Annotated in this window: 15 protein-coding genes; all 15 read left to right on the top strand. The window is 60.3% G+C overall.

Annotated elements, in window-relative coordinates; genetic code table 11:
* Positions 1–168 precede the first annotated feature (168 nt).
* Positions 169–615 (top strand): NUDIX hydrolase, encoded by a 447-nt coding sequence (locus ASD95_RS08285; protein WP_056723827.1) that lies wholly within the window; start codon positions 169–171, stop codon positions 613–615.
* Between the two features lie 59 nt (positions 616–674).
* Positions 675–1,808, top strand: coding sequence for a tRNA 2-thiouridine(34) synthase MnmA (mnmA, locus tag ASD95_RS08290; RefSeq protein WP_056723828.1), 1,134 nt, complete (start codon positions 675–677; stop codon positions 1,806–1,808).
* The gene (gene hflD / locus ASD95_RS08295) at positions 1,805–2,428 is read left to right on the top strand and encodes a high frequency lysogenization protein HflD (RefSeq protein WP_008053455.1); all 624 of its coding nucleotides are present in this window, start codon (positions 1,805–1,807) and stop codon (positions 2,426–2,428) included. Before mnmA ends, hflD begins: the two co-directional genes overlap by 4 nt.
* 124 nt (positions 2,429–2,552) lie before the next feature.
* Positions 2,553–3,923: an adenylosuccinate lyase gene (gene purB, locus ASD95_RS08300; protein ID WP_007972090.1), complete on the top strand. Its 1,371-nt coding sequence runs from the start codon at positions 2,553–2,555 to the stop codon at positions 3,921–3,923.
* Positions 3,924–4,010: 87 nt separating this feature from the next.
* Positions 4,011–5,180: a ribosomal protein uL16 3-hydroxylase gene (locus ASD95_RS08305; protein WP_056723830.1), complete on the top strand. Its 1,170-nt coding sequence runs from the start codon at positions 4,011–4,013 to the stop codon at positions 5,178–5,180.
* Positions 5,173–5,598 carry a GNAT family N-acetyltransferase gene (locus tag ASD95_RS08310; RefSeq protein WP_056723832.1) on the top strand — a complete coding sequence of 142 codons (426 nt, stop codon included), beginning with the start codon at positions 5,173–5,175 and terminating at the stop codon, positions 5,596–5,598. Before ASD95_RS08305 ends, ASD95_RS08310 begins: the two co-directional genes overlap by 8 nt.
* A 223-nt stretch (positions 5,599–5,821) precedes the next feature.
* Positions 5,822–6,583: a secretin N-terminal domain-containing protein gene (locus ASD95_RS08315; protein ID WP_056723834.1), complete on the top strand. Its 762-nt coding sequence runs from the start codon at positions 5,822–5,824 to the stop codon at positions 6,581–6,583.
* Positions 6,584–7,056: 473 nt separating this feature from the next.
* Positions 7,057–8,382 (top strand): isocitrate lyase, encoded by a 1,326-nt coding sequence (aceA, locus tag ASD95_RS08320; protein ID WP_034146910.1) that lies wholly within the window; start codon positions 7,057–7,059, stop codon positions 8,380–8,382.
* A 544-nt stretch (positions 8,383–8,926) separates the two neighbouring features.
* Positions 8,927–9,340, top strand: coding sequence for an NADH-quinone oxidoreductase subunit A (locus ASD95_RS08325; protein WP_003223812.1), 414 nt, complete (start codon positions 8,927–8,929; stop codon positions 9,338–9,340).
* A 10-nt stretch (positions 9,341–9,350) separates the two neighbouring features.
* On the top strand, positions 9,351–10,025 hold the full coding sequence (locus ASD95_RS08330) for a NuoB/complex I 20 kDa subunit family protein (RefSeq protein WP_007970441.1): 675 nt from the start codon (positions 9,351–9,353) through the stop codon (positions 10,023–10,025).
* Between the two features lie 73 nt (positions 10,026–10,098).
* Positions 10,099–11,883 carry an NADH-quinone oxidoreductase subunit C/D gene (gene nuoC / locus ASD95_RS08335; RefSeq protein ID WP_056723835.1) on the top strand — a complete coding sequence of 595 codons (1,785 nt, stop codon included), beginning with the start codon at positions 10,099–10,101 and terminating at the stop codon, positions 11,881–11,883.
* 2 nt (positions 11,884–11,885) lie between these two features.
* On the top strand, positions 11,886–12,383 hold the full coding sequence (nuoE, locus tag ASD95_RS08340; protein WP_046037843.1) for an NADH-quinone oxidoreductase subunit NuoE: 498 nt from the start codon (positions 11,886–11,888) through the stop codon (positions 12,381–12,383).
* Positions 12,380–13,735: an NADH-quinone oxidoreductase subunit NuoF gene (nuoF, locus tag ASD95_RS08345; RefSeq protein WP_056723837.1), complete on the top strand. Its 1,356-nt coding sequence runs from the start codon at positions 12,380–12,382 to the stop codon at positions 13,733–13,735. Before nuoE ends, nuoF begins: the two co-directional genes overlap by 4 nt.
* Positions 13,736–13,871: 136 nt before the next feature.
* Positions 13,872–16,586, top strand: coding sequence for an NADH-quinone oxidoreductase subunit NuoG (nuoG, locus tag ASD95_RS08350; RefSeq protein ID WP_056723839.1), 2,715 nt, complete (start codon positions 13,872–13,874; stop codon positions 16,584–16,586).
* Positions 16,583–17,590: an NADH-quinone oxidoreductase subunit NuoH gene (gene nuoH, locus ASD95_RS08355; RefSeq protein ID WP_056723843.1), complete on the top strand. Its 1,008-nt coding sequence runs from the start codon at positions 16,583–16,585 to the stop codon at positions 17,588–17,590. Before nuoG ends, nuoH begins: the two co-directional genes overlap by 4 nt.
* Positions 17,591–17,596 lie beyond the last annotated feature (6 nt).

A 17,596-nucleotide genomic window follows, 5' to 3' on the forward strand; every position in this document is an offset into this window, starting at 1 on the left:
GTTGTAAGGGAACACCACAAACCCCGGCCCTGTGCCGGGGTTTGTGTTTCTGGCGACGATCAAAAGATCGCAGCCTTCGGCAGCTCCTACACCGATCCTTGTAGGAGCTGCCGAAGGCTGCGATCTTGGCAATTCCGAATACACCGAAGACCTTACCGAGGAAAACTGATGGACTGGAAACCCCACATCACCGTCGCCACCATCGTCGAGGACAACGGCCGCTTCCTGATGGTCGAAGAACACAAGGCCGGTCGCAACGTGCTCAACCAGCCTGCAGGTCATCTGGACCCGAACGAGACCCTGATTGAAGCCGCCGTGCGCGAAACCCTCGAGGAAACCGGCTGGGACGTCGAGCCCACCGGCGTGCTGGGGATTTATCTGTATACCGCCCCGAGCAACGGCGTGACCTACCAGCGGGTCTGCTTTATCGCCAAACCACTGAAACACCACCCGGATTATCAACTGGACGACGGCATCGTCGGCGCCAAGTGGTTGACCCGCGAGGAATTAATCGAGCAACGCGACAACTGGCGCAGCGAGCTGATCATCCGTTGCATCGACGACTATCTGGCAGGCCAACACTTCGACCTCGAATTGATCCGACCTTCTCTTTAGCCATGCAGGCCCGAGCCTGATAGAATCGCGTCCTTTTTCAAGACACTCATTGAATCCCTATGCGTGATCCAGCCCCTTCTGACACACAAAAGAAGCGCGTCATTGTCGGCATGTCCGGCGGCGTGGACTCTTCCGTTTCCGCCCTCCTGCTGATCGAGCAAGGCTATGAGGTGGAAGGCCTGTTCATGAAGAACTGGGAAGAAGACGATGGAACGGAATATTGCACCGCCATGGATGACCTGGCGGACGCCCAGGCCGTGTGCGACAAGATTGGCATCAAGCTGCACACCGCCAACTTCGCCGCCGAGTACTGGGACAACGTGTTCGAGCATTTCCTGGCCGAATACAAGGCCGGACGCACGCCGAACCCGGACATCCTGTGCAACCGCGAAATCAAGTTCAAGGCGTTCCTCGACTACGCCATGGTGCTTGGCGCCGACCTGATCGCCACCGGCCACTACGTGCGTCGCCGCGACATCGATGGCCGCACCGAACTGCTCAAGGGCCTGGACCCGAACAAGGACCAGAGCTACTTCCTGCACGCCGTCGGCGGTGAACAGATCGCCAAGACCCTGTTCCCGGTCGGCGAACTGGAAAAACCACAAGTGCGCGCCATTGCCGAGAAATACGAGCTGGCGACCGCGAAGAAAAAGGACTCCACCGGGATCTGCTTTATCGGCGAACGCCGCTTCAGCGACTTCCTCAAGCAGTACCTGCCGGCGCAACCGGGCGAGATCAAAACCACCGAAGGTGAAATCATCGGCCGCCACCACGGCCTGATGTACCACACCATCGGTCAGCGTCAGGGCCTGGGTATTGGCGGCCTGAAAGACGCCAGCGATGAGCCGTGGTACGTGCTGATCAAGGACCTGGAACACAACGAGCTGATCGTTGGCCAAGGCAATGATCACCCGTGGCTGTTCTCCCGCGCCCTGCTCGCTTCCGATATCTACTGGGTCAACCCGGTCGACCTGAGCCAGCCACGCAAGCTGACCGCCAAGGTTCGTTATCGCCAGAGCGACCAGCCGTGCACCCTGGAAAAAACCGCCACCGGTTATCGCGCGACCTTCGATGATCCGCAGCGCGCGGTCACCCCAGGCCAGTCCGTGGTGTTCTACGACGGTGAAATCTGCCTCGGCGGCGGCGTGATTGAAGTAGCCGAGCCGTGGACGAGCAAGGGCCAGGCCCTATGAACCCGATTCAGGAGCAACTGACGGCACTGGGCGGCGTGTTTCTCGCCGCGGTGCTGGTGGACAGGATCGCCAAGACCGGCCAGACCAACGAAGCCGGCCTGACCTGCATGCTCGGCAGCCTGCTGATCCGCGACCCCAAGGACACCCTGGAAGTCTACGGCGGCGACGACATCAACCTGCGTGAAGGTTACCGCGCACTGATCGGCGCCCTCGAACGCGACCCAAGTGCCCTGCAGCGCGAGCCATTGCGTTATGCCCTGGCCATGCTCGGCCTTGAGCGCCAGCTGGCCAAGCGCAACGACATGCTCGACGTGATCGGCAAGCGCCTGCCGCAGATCCAGTCCCAGGTCGAACACTTCGGCCCGGCCCACGAAAACGTGGTCGCCGCCTGCGGCGCGCTGTATCAGGACACCCTGAGCACCCTGCGCCAACGCATCCAGGTGCACGGCGACATGCGCAACCTGCAACAACCGAGCAATGCCTCGAAAATTCGTGCCCTGCTGCTGGCAGGCATTCGTTCGGCGCGCCTTTGGCGGCAATTGGGCGGTCATCGCTGGCAGCTGGTGATCAGTCGCCGCAAATTGCTCAAAGAGCTTTACCCCTTGATGCGTAACGAATAACCCGCATCGACAGATACGAACTCAGCAATACGCGTAATACGCCGGTCAGTTGGCGACGGACCGGCGGATTTTTTCATGTATGATACGCGCCCCATTTCGTTGCCCGACTGTCCGAGAACACCCCATGCAGCTTTCTTCGCTCACTGCGGTTTCCCCTGTTGACGGCCGCTACGCCGGCAAAACCCAGGCCCTGCGCCCAATTTTCAGCGAGTACGGCCTGATCCGTGCCCGCGTCCTGGTTGAAGTGCGCTGGCTCCAGCGCCTGGCCGCTCACCCTGCCATCAGTGAAGTGCCGGCGTTCTCCGCCGAAGCCAACGCTGTGCTCAACACCCTGGCGGAAAACTTCTCTCTGGAGCACGCCGAGCGCGTCAAAGAGATCGAGCGCACCACCAACCACGACGTCAAGGCCATCGAATACCTGCTCAAAGAGCAAGCGGCCAAGCTGCCGGAACTGGCCAAGGTCAGCGAGTTCATCCACTTTGCCTGCACCAGCGAGGACATCAACAACCTGTCCCACGCCCTGATGCTGCGCGAAGGCCGCGATGACGTGATGCTGCCGCTGATGCGCCAGACCGCCAACGCCATCCGCGAACTGGCGATCCGCTTCGCCGACGTGCCGATGCTGTCGCGCACCCACGGTCAGCCGGCCTCGCCGACCACCCTGGGCAAAGAACTGGCGAACGTGGTTTACCGCCTGGAGCGCCAGATCGCTCAAGTCGCTGCCGTTCCGCTGCTGGGCAAGATCAACGGCGCCGTCGGCAACTACAACGCCCACCTGTCGGCCTACCCTGAGATCGACTGGGAAGCCAACGCCCGCGCCTTCATCGAAGACGAATTGGGCCTGGGCTTCAACCCGTACACCACGCAGATCGAACCGCACGACTACATTGCCGAGCTGTTCGACGCGATCGCCCGTTTCAACACCATCCTGATCGACTTCGACCGCGACATCTGGGGCTACATCTCCCTGGGTTATTTCAAACAGCGCACCATCGCTGGCGAAATCGGTTCGTCGACCATGCCACACAAGGTCAACCCGATCGACTTCGAAAACTCCGAAGGCAATCTGGGTATCGCCAACGCGTTGTTCCAGCACCTGGCGAGCAAGCTGCCGATCTCCCGCTGGCAGCGCGACCTGACCGACTCCACCGTACTGCGCAACCTCGGTGTCGGCTTCGCCCACAGCGTGATCGCGTACGAAGCCAGCCTCAAGGGCATCAGCAAGCTTGAGCTCAACGAGCAGAAGATTGCCGCTGACCTGGACGCCTGCTGGGAAGTATTGGCCGAGCCGATCCAGACCGTGATGCGTCGCTACAACATCGAAAACCCGTACGAAAAGCTGAAAGAACTGACCCGCGGCAAGGGCATCAGCCCAGAAGCGCTGCAGACTTTCATCGACGGCCTGGACATGCCAGCCGCCGCCAAGGCCGAGTTGAAATTGCTCACCCCGGCCAACTACATCGGCAACGCTGTAGAACAAGCCAAGCGCATCTGATCGACCGCTAGACCCTTTATAAGACGCCCGGCCGCGCCGGGCGTTTTTATTCCCGTCTGAAAAGTGCATTTTTTCAATAGGTTACACATGAATCCTGATATTCCTCTTCAACTTCTGGGCGGCATCACGGCACGGGAATTCCTGCGCGACTACTGGCAGAAAAAGCCGCTGCTGATCCGTCAGGCCATTCCTGATTTCGAAAGCCCGATCGACGCCGACGAACTGGCCGGCCTGGCGCTGGAAGAAGAAGTCGAATCGCGACTGATCATCGAGAATGGCGAGCGTCCGTGGGAACTGCGTCGCGGCCCGTTCGCCGAAGATGAATTCAGCAAGCTGCCTGAAACTGACTGGACCCTGCTGGTTCAAGCCGTGGATCAGTTCGTCCCGGAAGTCAGCGAACTGCTGGAAAATTTCCGCTTTCTGCCAAGCTGGCGCATCGACGACGTGATGATCAGCTACGCCGCACCGGGTGGCAGCGTCGGTCCGCACTTCGACAACTACGACGTGTTCCTGCTGCAAGGCCACGGCAAGCGCAACTGGAAGATCGGCCAGATGTGCAACACCGAGAGCCCGATGCTGGCCCACGCCGACCTGCGCATCCTCTCCGAATTCGAAGCCACCGATGAATGGGTGCTGGAACCGGGCGACATGCTCTACCTGCCACCGCGCCTGGCCCATTGCGGCGTTGCCGTTGATGAATGCATGACCTACTCGGTCGGCTTCCGCGCACCGAGCGCCGCTGAAGTGCTGACCCACTTCACCGACTTCCTCAGCCAGTTCCTGTCGGACGAAGAACGCTACACCGACGCCGACGCCTTGCCGACTGCCGACCCTCACCAGATCCAGCGTGACGCACTCGACCGCCTCAAAGGCTTGCTGGCCGAGCACATGAGCGACGAGCGCCTGCTGCTGACCTGGTTCGGCCAGTTCATGACCGAGCCACGCTACCCGGAACTGGTGGTGGGCCCGGAAGAGGTCGAAGAAGAAGACTTCATGTCCGCCCTGGAACAAGGCGCGATCCTGATTCGCAACCCGAGCGCACGCCTGGCGTGGTCTGAAGTCGATGACGACCTGCTGCTGTTCGCCAGCGGCCAAAGCCGTTACCTGCCGGGCAAACTGCGCGAACTGCTGAAGATGATCTGCGCCGCCGACGCGCTGCACGCCGACAACCTTGGCGACTGGCTAAGCGACGAAGACGGTCGTGGCCTGCTGTGCGAACTGGTCAAGCAAGGAAGCCTGGGGTTTGCCGATGAATAAGATTCACGTACGTGTCGCAGACTGGCAAAAGGACAACGCCGAGATCCGGCGCATTCGTGAGACGGTTTTCGTTGCCGAGCAATCCGTTCCGCCAGAACTGGAATGGGACGCCGATGACATTGATGCAGTGCATTTCCTCGCTTACGAAGGCGACTTTCCAATCGGCACCGCCCGCCTGCTGCCCGACGGCCACGTCGGCCGGGTGTCGGTACTCAAGGACTGGCGCGGCCTGAAAGTCGGTGATGCACTGATGCAAGCGGTCATCGCAGAGGCCGAAGAGCGCGGACTCAAGCAGCAGATGCTCAGCGCTCAGGTACAAGCCACGGCATTCTATGAGCGCCTGGGCTTTCACCTGGTCAGTGAGGAGTTCCTTGAAGCCGGGATTCCGCATGTGGACATGGTCCGCCATTCGGCCTGAGAGGTGCCCCTTTCGCGAGCAAGCCCGCTCCCACAAGGTTCACGCTGAACCTGTGGGAGCGGGCTTGCTCCGGGCGGCGTTCCGACGAAGAGGCCAGAAAGCACGCCACAAAACGCCCCGACATCGCACGATGCCGGGGCGTTTTGCTGTCTACGATTCAACTAGCGCCACGCCAGGCCGACAAACTGGCAATATCAAGCTTCAGAACGCGGAGATAACGGACATGTCCCTACGCACCCTGCTCACCACCTTGCTGCTCGGTTGCAGTTTTTCGGTGATGGCAGCCACAGAAATTGTGCCCCTCAAGTACCACACCAGCGCCGACCTGCTGCCGGTGGCGCAGGACTTCATCGGCAAGGACGGACAGGTCAGCGCCTACGGCAATCAACTCATCGTCAACGCCGATCAGCGCAAGATCGACGAACTTAAAGCCCTTCTTTCGCAACTCGACACCGCACCCAAGCGCCTGCTGATCACCGTCGACACCAGCGACAACAACTTCCAGGGTGACCAGGGTCATTCGGTGAACGGCGCCAAGCCAAGCCAGGCCCGCATCATCAACTACAGCACCGACAGCCGCGACGGCGGCATCCAGCAAGTGCAGGCCAGCGAAGGCGCACCGGCGCTGATCCAGGTCGGCCAGAGCGTGCCGCTGACCAGTGCGCAGACCGACTCCTACGGCGACCTGCGCAGCCAGACCGAATACCGCAACGTCACCCAGGGCTTCTACGTCACGGCAAACGTCACCGGCGACATCGTTCACCTGTCGATCAGCACCAACCGTGACCGCATGAGCCAGGAACGTCCTGATGTAGTGAACGTACAAAGCACCGACACAACCGTCACCGGCCACCTCGGTGAATGGATCCTGCTGGCCGGGGTCAACGGCCAGACCCAGGCCGACAAACAGGGCCAGACCCGCAGCTACTCGACCCAGAGCCGCAACGACATGACATTGCGGGTGAAAGTCGACACCCTGGACTAAAGCACCAAAAACTGACTGACGAGTCGTATTAGACCAAAGATGTAGTGCCTGAAAAAAAGCACTACAAAACGTTTGACGAGCCAAAAAAGCAAAGGCATGATGGCCTCGCTCCCGCTAATCAGAGGCCCTGGCAAGGGCCTTCGAGGCGATGTTCGCACCTACCCCGCGAACCGCTTCGTGTCTGTACCGCCCACAAGGTGTGTTTGACGAGGTTGTCGACTGGAACGAAGTTGTCCCGAGGGACGGAAGCGTAATAGGTAACCCGGCACCACACTGATGTTCGCACCAAGGCCCACGACGCCCGAATGCGCCCGCAGTCCGCCTTTACCTGCTCACTTCCCCTCGAGCCGATCGTTCATCCCGTCGCCCTCCCCGCCGAACCCGACTTGACCGCTTAAGCTTCTGGTCAGCGAGCGCAGGAATTTTCCACCGCAGAACAACTTTTCATAAAGACGCGACGAGGTTTATCTCCCATGGCACTGACACGCGAACAGCAAATTGCAGCCCTCGAAAAAGACTGGGCTGAAAACCCGCGCTGGAAAGGCGTGACACGCACTTACTCCGCTGCTGACGTCGTCCGCCTGCGTGGCTCGGTTCAACCTGAGCACACCTTTGCAAAAATGGGCGCCGAGAAGCTGTGGAACCTGGTGACCCAGGGTGCCAAGCCAGCCTTCCGTCCTGAGAAAGATTTCGTCAACTGCATGGGCGCCCTGACCGGCGGCCAGGCTGTACAACAAGTCAAGGCCGGCATCCAGGCGATCTACCTGTCTGGCTGGCAAGTGGCTGCGGACAACAACTCCGCCGAATCGATGTACCCGGACCAGTCGCTGTACCCGGTGGACTCGGTTCCAACCGTGGTCAAGCGCATCAACAACTCGTTCCGTCGTGCCGACCAGATCCAGTGGAAAGCCGGCAAGAACCCGGGCGACGACGGCTACATCGACTACTTCGCGCCTATCGTTGCTGACGCCGAAGCCGGTTTCGGCGGCGTACTGAACGCTTACGAGTTGATGAAGAGCATGATCGAAGCAGGCGCCGCCGGCGTTCACTTCGAAGACCAACTGGCTTCCGTGAAAAAATGCGGCCACATGGGCGGCAAGGTACTGGTTCCTACCCAGGAAGCCGTACAGAAGCTGACCGCTGCCCGCCTGGCTGCTGACGTTGCCGGTACTCCGACCATCATCCTGGCCCGTACCGACGCTAACGCAGCTGACCTGCTGACTTCGGACTGCGACCCGTACGACCAGCCATTCGTGACTGGCGAACGTACCCAGGAAGGCTTCTACAAAGTGCGCGCCGGTCTGGACCAGGCCATCGCTCGCGGCCTGGCCTACGCTCCGTACGCCGACCTGATCTGGTGCGAAACCGCCAAGCCGGACCTGGACGAAGCTCGTCGCTTCGCCGAAGCGATCAAGAAGGAATACCCGGACCAACTGCTGTCGTACAACTGCTCGCCTTCCTTCAACTGGAAGAAAAACCTGGACGACGCGACCATCGCCAAGTTCCAGCGCGAACTGTCCGCCATGGGTTACAAGCACCAGTTCATCACCCTGGCCGGCATTCACAACATGTGGCACAGCATGTTCAACCTGGCGCACGACTACGCCCGCAACGACATGACTGCCTACGTGAAGCTGCAAGAGCAGGAATTCGCTGACGCTTCGAAGGGCTACACCTTCGTGGCTCACCAGCAGGAAGTGGGCACCGGCTACTTCGACGACATGACCACCGTGATCCAGGGTGGCTCGTCCTCGGTAACCGCACTGACCGGTTCGACCGAAGAAGAACAGTTCCACTGATCTGCTTCGCCTGAGTCAACGGCCGTTGCGGACTGATTAGAAACCGCAACGCCGCCCATCTGACGCCCCGACTGGTTCGGGGCGTTTTTTTGTGCGCGTTTTCCCAAACACCGCCACCCCCTGTAGGAGCTGACGAGTGAAACGAGGCTGCGATCTTTCAAAGGCAAGATCAAAAGATCGCAGCCTCGTTTCACTCGTCAGCTCCTACAGTAACGCGCATATAAGGCAACTTTCTGCGCACTTGCGGAATAAACAGTTTAAAAACCACCACAAACAATATTGATTATCATTTAGCATCAACTATGTTCGTTACATTCCCTACAAAACATAATTGACGAAATGCCGGCTAATGCCCACGGGCCAAGGGCCACAGGGCTTTTGAGGCTCGCTATGTCCTTATTCCTATAATAAATTTCGCTATAGGAATTTTACTTGCCGGGTGTTTAGCCATAAAATCAGCGGGATTGATTGCTGCGACATATCGTCACTGCTTTTGTTTCTTTTCAAGCTCAGAGACCTTTGCTCTCTGTTAAGGATTACCAGCATGCCCGAAGCGACAGGACTCATGGCCCATAACTGGGGCTTTGCCATTTTCCTTCTAGGCGTCGTCGGCCTCTGTGCCTTCATGCTGGGCGTCTCCAGCCTCCTCGGGTCAAAAGCCTGGGGCCGCAGCAAAAACGAACCGTTCGAGTCCGGCATGCTACCTACAGGTGGCGCCCGCTTGCGGCTCTCAGCCAAATTCTATCTGGTCGCGATGTTGTTCGTGATCTTCGATATTGAAGCCCTCTTTCTCTTTGCATGGTCTGTGTCCGTCCGCGAAAGCGGCTGGACCGGATTCGTCGAAGCTCTCGTTTTCATAGCAATTCTGTTGGCAGGTCTTGTCTACCTATTCCGAGTGGGCGCCCTTGACTGGGCTCCGGAAGCTCGGCGCAAGCGGCAAGCGAAGCTGAAACAATGAGGCTTTGGCAATGCAATACAATCTCACCAGGATCGACCCCGATGCTCCTAACGAGCAGTATCCGATTGGCCAGCGGGAAACCGTTTCCGATCCGTTAGAAGATCAAGTCCACAAAAACATTTTCATGGGCAAGCTCGAAGACGTGCTTAACGGCACGATCAACTGGGGGCGCAAGAACTCCCTGTGGCCGTATAACTTCGGTCTTTCGTGCTGCTACGTGGAAATGACCACCGCCTTCACGGCGCCCCACGACATCGCGCGCTTTGGCGCCGAGGTTATCCGGGCATCGCCGCGCCAGGCGGATTTCATGGTTATCGCCGGTACCTGCTTCATCAAGATGGCGCCGATCATTCAGCGTCTCTACGAGCAAATGCTCGAACCTAAATGGGTCATTTCCATGGGTTCGTGCGCCAACTCCGGTGGCATGTACGACATCTACTCCGTCGTTCAAGGGGTGGACAAGTTCCTGCCCGTGGACGTCTACGTGCCTGGCTGCCCGCCCCGCCCTGAGGCTTTCCTGCAAGGCTTGATGCTGTTGCAGGAGTCGATTGGCCAGGAGCGTCGTCCACTTTCCTGGGTCGTTGGTGATCAAGGCGTGTATCGCGCCGAGATGCCTTCCGAAAAGGAAAAGCGCCGCGAACAGCGTATTCAGGTAACCAACCTGCGCAGCCCCGACGAAGTCTGATCCAGACCTGCTTCTTTAATAGAACAAGAACCTGGCTTCATTCTTTACGTTGACCGAAAGCGATAAAATAACCATGACTACAGGCAGTGCTCTGTACATCCCGCCTTACAAGGCAGACGACCAGGATGTGGTCGTCGAACTGAACAACCGTTTTGGCCCGGAGGCGTTCACCGCCCAGCCGACCCGCACCGGCATGCCGGTGCTTTGGGTTGCCCGCGCCAAACTCGTCGAAGTCTTGGGCTTCCTGCGTAACCTGCCCAAGCCATACGTCATGCTCTATGACCTGCACGGCGTGGACGAGCGTCTGCGCACCAAGCGTCAAGGGCTGCCGAGCGGCGCCGACTTCTCCGTGTTCTATCACTTGATGTCGATCGAACGTAATAGTGACGTAATGATCAAGGTCGCCTTGTCCGAGAGCGACCTCAGCTTGCCGACCGTCACCAGCATCTGGCCGAACGCCAACTGGTACGAGCGTGAAGTCTGGGACATGTTCGGCATCGACTTCAAAGGTCACCCTCACCTGTCGCGCATCATGATGCCGCCGACCTGGGAAGGTCACCCGCTGCGCAAGGACTTCCCGGCCCGCGCCACCGAGTTCGACCCGTTCACCCTGAACCTGGCCAAGCAGCAACTCGAGGAAGAGTCCGCGCGCTTCAAGCCGGAAGACTGGGGCATGAAGCGTTCCGGCCCGAACGAGGACTACATGTTCCTCAACCTCGGCCCGAACCACCCGTCCGCGCACGGTGCGTTCCGTATCATCCTGCAGCTGGACGGTGAAGAAATCGTCGACTGCGTACCGGACGTCGGTTACCACCATCGTGGTGCCGAGAAGATGGCCGAGCGTCAGTCCTGGCACAGCTTCATCCCGTACACCGACCGTATCGACTACCTCGGCGGCGTGATGAACAACCTGCCGTACGTGCTCTCGGTCGAGAAGCTGGCCGGCATCAAGGTGCCGGAGAAGGTCGACGTCATCCGCATCATGATGGCCGAGTTCTTCCGGATCACCAGCCACCTGCTGTTCCTGGGTACCTACATCCAGGACGTCGGCGCCATGACCCCGGTGTTCTTCACCTTCACCGACCGCCAGAAGGCGTACACGGTGATCGAGGCCATTACCGGTTTCCGCCTGCACCCGGCCTGGTACCGCATCGGTGGCGTCGCCCACGACCTGCCGCGGGGCTGGGAAAAACTGGTTAAAGACTTCGTCGAGTGGATGCCCAAGCGTCTGGACGAATATCAGAAAGCCGCACTGGACAACAGCATCCTGCGTGGCCGGACCATCGGCGTTGCCGCCTACAACACCAAAGAGGCCCTGGAATGGGGCGTCACCGGTGCCGGCCTGCGTTCGACCGGCTGCGATTTCGACCTGCGTAAAGCGCGTCCGTACTCGGGCTACGAGAACTTCGAATTCGAAGTGCCGCTGGCCGCCAATGGCGATGCCTACGACCGCTGCATCGTGCGTGTCGAGGAGATGCGCCAGAGCATCAAGATCATCGACCAGTGCCTGCGCAACATGCCGGAAGGCCCGTACAAGGCGGATCACCCGCTGACCACGCCGCCACCGAAAGAGCGCACCCTGCAGCACATCGAAACCTTGATCACGCACTTCCTGCAAGTATCGTGGGGCCCGGTCATGCCGGCCAACGAATCCTTCCAGATGATCGAAGCGACCAAGGGCATCAACAGTTATTACCTGACGAGCGATGGCGGCACCATGAGCTACCGCACCCGGATTCGTACCCCAAGCTTCCCGCACCTGCAGCAGATCCCTTCGGTGATCAAAGGCAGCATGGTCGCGGACTTGATTGCGTACCTGGGTAGTATCGATTTCGTTATGGCCGACGTGGACCGCTAAGCATGAACAGCACGCTTATCCAGACAGACCGTTTCACCTTGAGTGAAACCGAGCGCTCGGCCATCGAGCACGAGCTGCATCACTACGAAGACCCGCGCGCGGCGTCGATCGAAGCCCTGAAGATCGTCCAGAAGGAACGTGGCTGGGTGCCGGACGGCGCCTTGTACGCCATCGGCGAGATCCTCGGCATCCCGGCCAGCGACGTTGAAGGCGTGGCTACTTTCTATAGCCAGATCTTCCGTCAGCCGGTTGGCCGTCACATCATTCGCGTCTGCGACAGCATGGTCTGCTACATCGGCGGCCACGAGTCCGTGGTCAGCGAAATCCAGAGCAAGCTGGGCATCGGCCTGGGTCAGACCACCGCCGACGGTCGTTTCACCCTGCTGCCGGTCTGCTGCCTCGGCAACTGCGACAAGGCGCCGGCGTTGATGATCGACGACGACACTTTCGGTGATGTGCAGCCAGCAGGCGTTGCCAATTTGCTCGAGGGCTACGTATGACCCTGACTTCTTTCGGTCCGGCCAACCTCATCAAGCGTTCGGCCGAGACTCACCCGCTGACCTGGCGCCTGCGTGACGACGGCGAAGCCGTATGGCTCGACGAGTACCAGGCCAAGAACGGTTACGCCGCTGCGCGCAAGGCCTTCGCCGACATGGCCCAGGACGACATCGTCCAGACCGTGAAAGACTCCGGCCTCAAGGGTCGCGGCGGTGCTGGCTTCCCCACTGGTGTTAAGTGGGGCCTGATGCCAAAGGACGAATCCATCAACATCCGCTACCTGCTGTGCAACGCGGATGAAATGGAGCCCAACACCTGGAAAGACCGCATGCTGATGGAGCAACTGCCCCATCTGCTGATCGAAGGCATGCTGATCAGTGCCCGCGCGCTGAAAACCTACCGTGGCTACATCTTCCTGCGTGGCGAGTACACCACCGCCGCCAAGCACCTCAACCGTGCCGTGGAAGAAGCCAAGGCAGCCGGCCTGCTGGGCAAGAACATCCTGGGCTCGGGTTTTGATTTCGAGCTGTTCGTCCACACCGGCGCCGGGCGTTACATCTGCGGTGAAGAAACCGCGCTGATCAACTCCCTCGAAGGCCGCCGCGCCAACCCGCGCTCCAAGCCGCCCTTCCCTGCCGCCGTTGGCGTATGGGGCAAGCCGACTTGCGTGAACAACGTCGAGACCCTGTGCAACGTGCCGGCGATCATCGCTGACGGCGTGGACTGGTACAAATCGTTGGCCCGCGAAGGCAGCGAAGACATGGGCACCAAGCTCATGGGCTTCTCCGGCAAGGTCAAGAACCCTGGCCTGTGGGAACTGCCGTTCGGCGTTACCGGTCGCGAGCTATTCGAAGACTACGCCGGCGGCATGCGCGACGGTTACAAGCTCAAGTGCTGGCAGCCTGGCGGCGCCGGTACCGGCTTCCTGTTGCCGGAACACCTGGACGCACAAATGTACGCCGGCGGCATCGCCAAAGTGGGCACCCGCATGGGTACCGGCCTGGCCATGGCGGTGGACGACAGCGTCAACATGGTGTCCCTGCTGCGCAACATGGAGCAGTTCTTCGCCCGCGAGTCCTGTGGCTTCTGCACCCCGTGCCGCGATGGCTTGCCATGGAGCGTCAAGCTCCTGATGGCCATCGAGAACGGTGAAGGCCAGCCAGGCGACATCGAGACCCTGCTGGGTCTGGTCGGCTTCCTCGGCCCAGGCAAGACCTTCTGTGCTCACGCACCGGGCGCCGTGGAGCCGTTGGGCAGCGCAATCAAATACTTCCGTCCAGAGTTCGAAGCCGGTATCGCGCCTGTCAGCGCCGCCGTCCCGCCCCTGGCAAGGCCGATCGTAGTCGGCGCGTAAACGCTTAAAAAAGCGAAGGGTCCGTGCCCTTCGCTTTTCGTGTGATGACGCCTTTAACGGCTGTGTTGATTCACGCGGATAACAAGATTCCATTAGCCACGCCCGCTGACACCGGGCCAACGAAGAACTTTGAACCATGGCCACTATCCACGTAGACGGCAAAGCGCTCGAAGTCGATGGGGCAGACAACCTGTTACAGGCATGTCTGTCTCTGGGCCTCGATATTCCGTATTTCTGCTGGCACCCTGCCCTCGGCAGCGTTGGCGCTTGTCGCCAGTGCGCGGTCAAGCAGTACACCGACGAGAACGACACCCGTGGTCGTATCGTCATGTCCTGCATGACCCCTGCCACCGACAACACCTGGATCTCCATCGAAGATGAAGAATCCAAGGCCTTCCGCGCCAGTGTTGTTGAATGGTTGATGACCAACCACCCCCACGACTGCCCGGTCTGTGAGGAAGGCGGTCACTGCCACCTGCAAGACATGACGGTAATGACCGGCCACAACGAGCGCCGTTACCGCTTCACCAAGCGTACCCACCAGAACCAGCAACTGGGCCCGTTCATTTCCCACGAGATGAACCGCTGCATCGCTTGCTACCGCTGCGTGCGCTTCTATAAAGACTACGCTGGCGGCACCGACCTCGGTGTGTTTGGCGCCCACGACAACGTGTACTTCGGACGTGTAGAAGACGGCACCCTGGAAAGCGAGTTCTCCGGCAACCTCACCGAGGTCTGCCCGACCGGTGTGTTCACCGACAAGACTCACTCCGAGCGCTACAACCGCAAGTGGGACATGCAGTTCTCGCCGAGCATCTGCCATGGCTGCTCCAGCGGTTGCAACATTTCCCCGGGCGAACGTTACGGCGAACTGCGTCGTATCGAAAACCGTTTCAACGGTTCGGTGAACCAGTACTTCCTGTGCGACCGTGGCCGTTTCGGCTATGGCTACGTCAACCGCGAAGACCGCCCACGCCAGCCGCTGCTGGCCAACGGCACCAAGCTGAGCCTCGACGAAGCGCTGGATAAAGCCGCCGACCTGCTGCGCGGTCGCAACATCGTCGGTATCGGTTCGCCACGTGCCAGCCTCGAAAGCAACTACGCGTTGCGCGAACTGGTCGGCGCCGAGCACTTCTACTCGGGTATCGAAGCTGCCGAGCTGGAGCGCATCCGCCTGGTCCTGCAAGTGCTCAAAGACAGCCCGCTGCCAGTGCCGAACATGCGCGACATCGAAGACCACGACGCCGTGTTCGTCCTCGGTGAAGACCTGACCCAGACGGCTGCGCGCATGGCCCTGTCCCTGCGTCAATCGGTCAAGGGCAAGGCCGAAGACATGGCCGACGCCATGCGCGTCCAGCCTTGGCTCGACGCCGCCGTGAAGAACATCGGTCAGCACGCGCTGAACCCGCTGTTCATCGCCAGCCTGGCTGAAACCAAGCTCGACGACATCGCCGAAGAGTGCGTTCACGCCGCTCCAGACGACCTGGCCCGCATCGGTTTCGCCGTGGCTCACGCCCTCGACGCCAGCGCTCCGGCCGTTGAAGGCCTGGACGCTGAAGCCCTCGAACTGGCCAAGCGCATCGCCGACGCCCTGCTCGCAGCCAAGCGTCCGCTGATCATCGCCGGCACTTCCCTGGGCTCCAAAGCCCTGATCGAAGCCGCCGCGAACATCGCCAAAGCCTTGAAGCTGCGCGAGAAGAACGGTTCCATCAGCCTGATCGTGCCAGAGGCCAACAGCCTCGGCCTGGCCATGCTCGGTGGCGAATCGGTTGACGCCGCGCTGCAAGCGGTGATCGATGGTAAAGCCGACGCCATCGTCGTGCTGGAAAACGATCTGTACACCCGTACCGACAAGGCCAAGGTCGATGCTGCCCTGACCGCCGCCAAAGTGCTGATCGTGGCCGACCATCAGAAGACTGCCACCAGCGATCGCGCGCACCTGGTTCTGCCAGCCGCCAGCTTCGCTGAAGGCGACGGTACCCTGGTCAGCCAGGAAGGCCGCGCCCAGCGCTTCTTCCAGGTCTTCGATCCGAAGTACATGGACGCGAGCATCCTGGTTCACGAAGGCTGGCGCTGGCTGCATGCCCTGCGCGCAACCCTGTTGAACCAGCCGATCGACTGGACCCAACTGGACCACGCCACCGCCGCCGTCGCTTCCAGCACCTCGATCCTGAACCGCATCGTCGATGCCGCGCCGTCCGCCGCGTTCCGCATCAAGGGCATGAAACTGGCCCGTGAACCGTTGCGTTACTCCGGTCGTACCGCCATGCGTGCCGACATCAACGTGCACGAACCGCGTACTCCGCAAGACAACGACACCGCGTTCAACTTCTCGATGGAAGGTTACTCGGGCTCGGTCGAACCGCGTCAGCAAGTGCCATTCGCCTGGTCTCCGGGCTGGAACTCGCCGCAAGCCTGGAACAAGTTCCAGGACGAAGTCGGTGGTCACATCCGCGCTGGCGACCCGGGCACCCGCCTGATCGAAAGCACCGGTGACTCGCTGAACTGGTTCGCCAGCGCTCCGCGTGCGTTCAACCCAGCTCCTGGTACCTGGCAGGCCGTGCCGTTCTTCCACCTGTTCGGCAGCGAAGAGAACTCTTCGAAAGCCGCTCCGGTTCAGGAACGCATTCCGGCTGCTTATGTTGCACTGGCCAAGTCCGAAGCCGACCGCCTGGGCGTCAACGACGGTGCCATGCTGAGCCTGAACGTGGCTGGCCAGACCCTGCGTCTGCCGCTGCGTATCAACGAAGAGCTGGGCGCTGGCCTGGTGGCACTGCCTGCGGGCATCGCCGGCATTCCGCCAGCAATTTTCGGTAAATCCGTTGACGGTCTGCAGGAGGCAGCTCAATGACCTTGTTCACTCCTGAAGTGATCGATGTGATCATCGCGGTCCTCAAGGCCGTGGTGATTCTGCTCGCCGTGGTGGTTTGCGGCGCACTGCTGAGCTGGGTCGAGCGTCGTTTGCTCGCCCTCTGGCAGGACCGTTACGGTCCGAACCGCGTCGGTCCGTTCGGCGCGTTCCAGATCGCTGCCGACATGATCAAGATGTTCTTCAAGGAAGACTGGACGCCTCCATTCGCCGACAAGATGATCTTCACCCTGGCACCAGTCGTGGCCATGAGCGCCCTGCTGATTGCCTTCGCGATCATCCCGATCACCCCGACCTGGGGCGTGGCGGACATCAACATCGGCATCCTGTTCTTCTTCGCCATGGCTGGCCTGTCGGTCTACGCGGTACTGTTCGCCGGCTGGTCGAGCAACAACAAGTTCGCCCTGCTGGGCAGCTTGCGTGCCTCGGCGCAGACCGTGTCGTACGAAGTGTTCATGGGCCTGTCGCTGATGGGCATCGTGATCCAGGTCGGCTCGTTCAACATGCGCGACATCGTTGAATATCAAGCGCAGAACCTGTGGTTCATCATTCCACAGATCTTCGGTTTCCTGACCTTCTTCATCGCTGGCGTGGCCGTGACTCACCGTCACCCGTTCGACCAGCCGGAAGCGGAACAGGAACTGGCTGACGGTTACCACATTGAATACGCCGGCATGAAATGGGGCATGTTCTTCGTCGGCGAGTACATCGGCATCGTGCTGATCTCGGCGCTGCTGGTGACCTTGTTCTTCGGTGGCTGGCACGGTCCGTTCGGCATCCTGCCGCAGATCCCGTTCATCTGGTTCGCACTGAAAACCGCGTTCTTCATCATGATCTTCATTCTGTTGCGCGCCTCGATTCCGCGCCCACGGTATGACCAAGTGATGGATTTCAGCTGGAAGTTCTGCTTGCCGCTGACCCTCGTCAACATGCTGGTGACCGCTGCGATCGTGTTGCTCAACACGCCCGCCGTCGCGGCTCAGTGAGGATAG

It is taken from the genome of Pseudomonas sp. Root71, assembly GCF_001429045.1.
Taxonomy (GTDB): Bacteria; Pseudomonadota; Gammaproteobacteria; order Pseudomonadales; family Pseudomonadaceae; genus Aquipseudomonas; species Aquipseudomonas monachiensis.

Coding starts and splice junctions, on each gene's coding strand:
- ASD95_RS08285 (WP_056723827.1), top strand. CDS start 169: ATGGACTGGAAACCCCACATCACCGTCGCCACCATCGTCGAGGACAAC.
- mnmA (WP_056723828.1), top strand. CDS start 675: ATGCGTGATCCAGCCCCTTCTGACACACAAAAGAAGCGCGTCATTGTC.
- hflD (WP_008053455.1), top strand. CDS start 1,805: ATGAACCCGATTCAGGAGCAACTGACGGCACTGGGCGGCGTGTTTCTC.
- purB (WP_007972090.1), top strand. CDS start 2,553: ATGCAGCTTTCTTCGCTCACTGCGGTTTCCCCTGTTGACGGCCGCTAC.
- ASD95_RS08305 (WP_056723830.1), top strand. CDS start 4,011: ATGAATCCTGATATTCCTCTTCAACTTCTGGGCGGCATCACGGCACGG.
- ASD95_RS08310 (WP_056723832.1), top strand. CDS start 5,173: ATGAATAAGATTCACGTACGTGTCGCAGACTGGCAAAAGGACAACGCC.
- ASD95_RS08315 (WP_056723834.1), top strand. CDS start 5,822: ATGTCCCTACGCACCCTGCTCACCACCTTGCTGCTCGGTTGCAGTTTT.
- aceA (WP_034146910.1), top strand. CDS start 7,057: ATGGCACTGACACGCGAACAGCAAATTGCAGCCCTCGAAAAAGACTGG.
- ASD95_RS08325 (WP_003223812.1), top strand. CDS start 8,927: ATGCCCGAAGCGACAGGACTCATGGCCCATAACTGGGGCTTTGCCATT.
- ASD95_RS08330 (WP_007970441.1), top strand. CDS start 9,351: ATGCAATACAATCTCACCAGGATCGACCCCGATGCTCCTAACGAGCAG.
- nuoC (WP_056723835.1), top strand. CDS start 10,099: ATGACTACAGGCAGTGCTCTGTACATCCCGCCTTACAAGGCAGACGAC.
- nuoE (WP_046037843.1), top strand. CDS start 11,886: ATGAACAGCACGCTTATCCAGACAGACCGTTTCACCTTGAGTGAAACC.
- nuoF (WP_056723837.1), top strand. CDS start 12,380: ATGACCCTGACTTCTTTCGGTCCGGCCAACCTCATCAAGCGTTCGGCC.
- nuoG (WP_056723839.1), top strand. CDS start 13,872: ATGGCCACTATCCACGTAGACGGCAAAGCGCTCGAAGTCGATGGGGCA.
- nuoH (WP_056723843.1), top strand. CDS start 16,583: ATGACCTTGTTCACTCCTGAAGTGATCGATGTGATCATCGCGGTCCTC.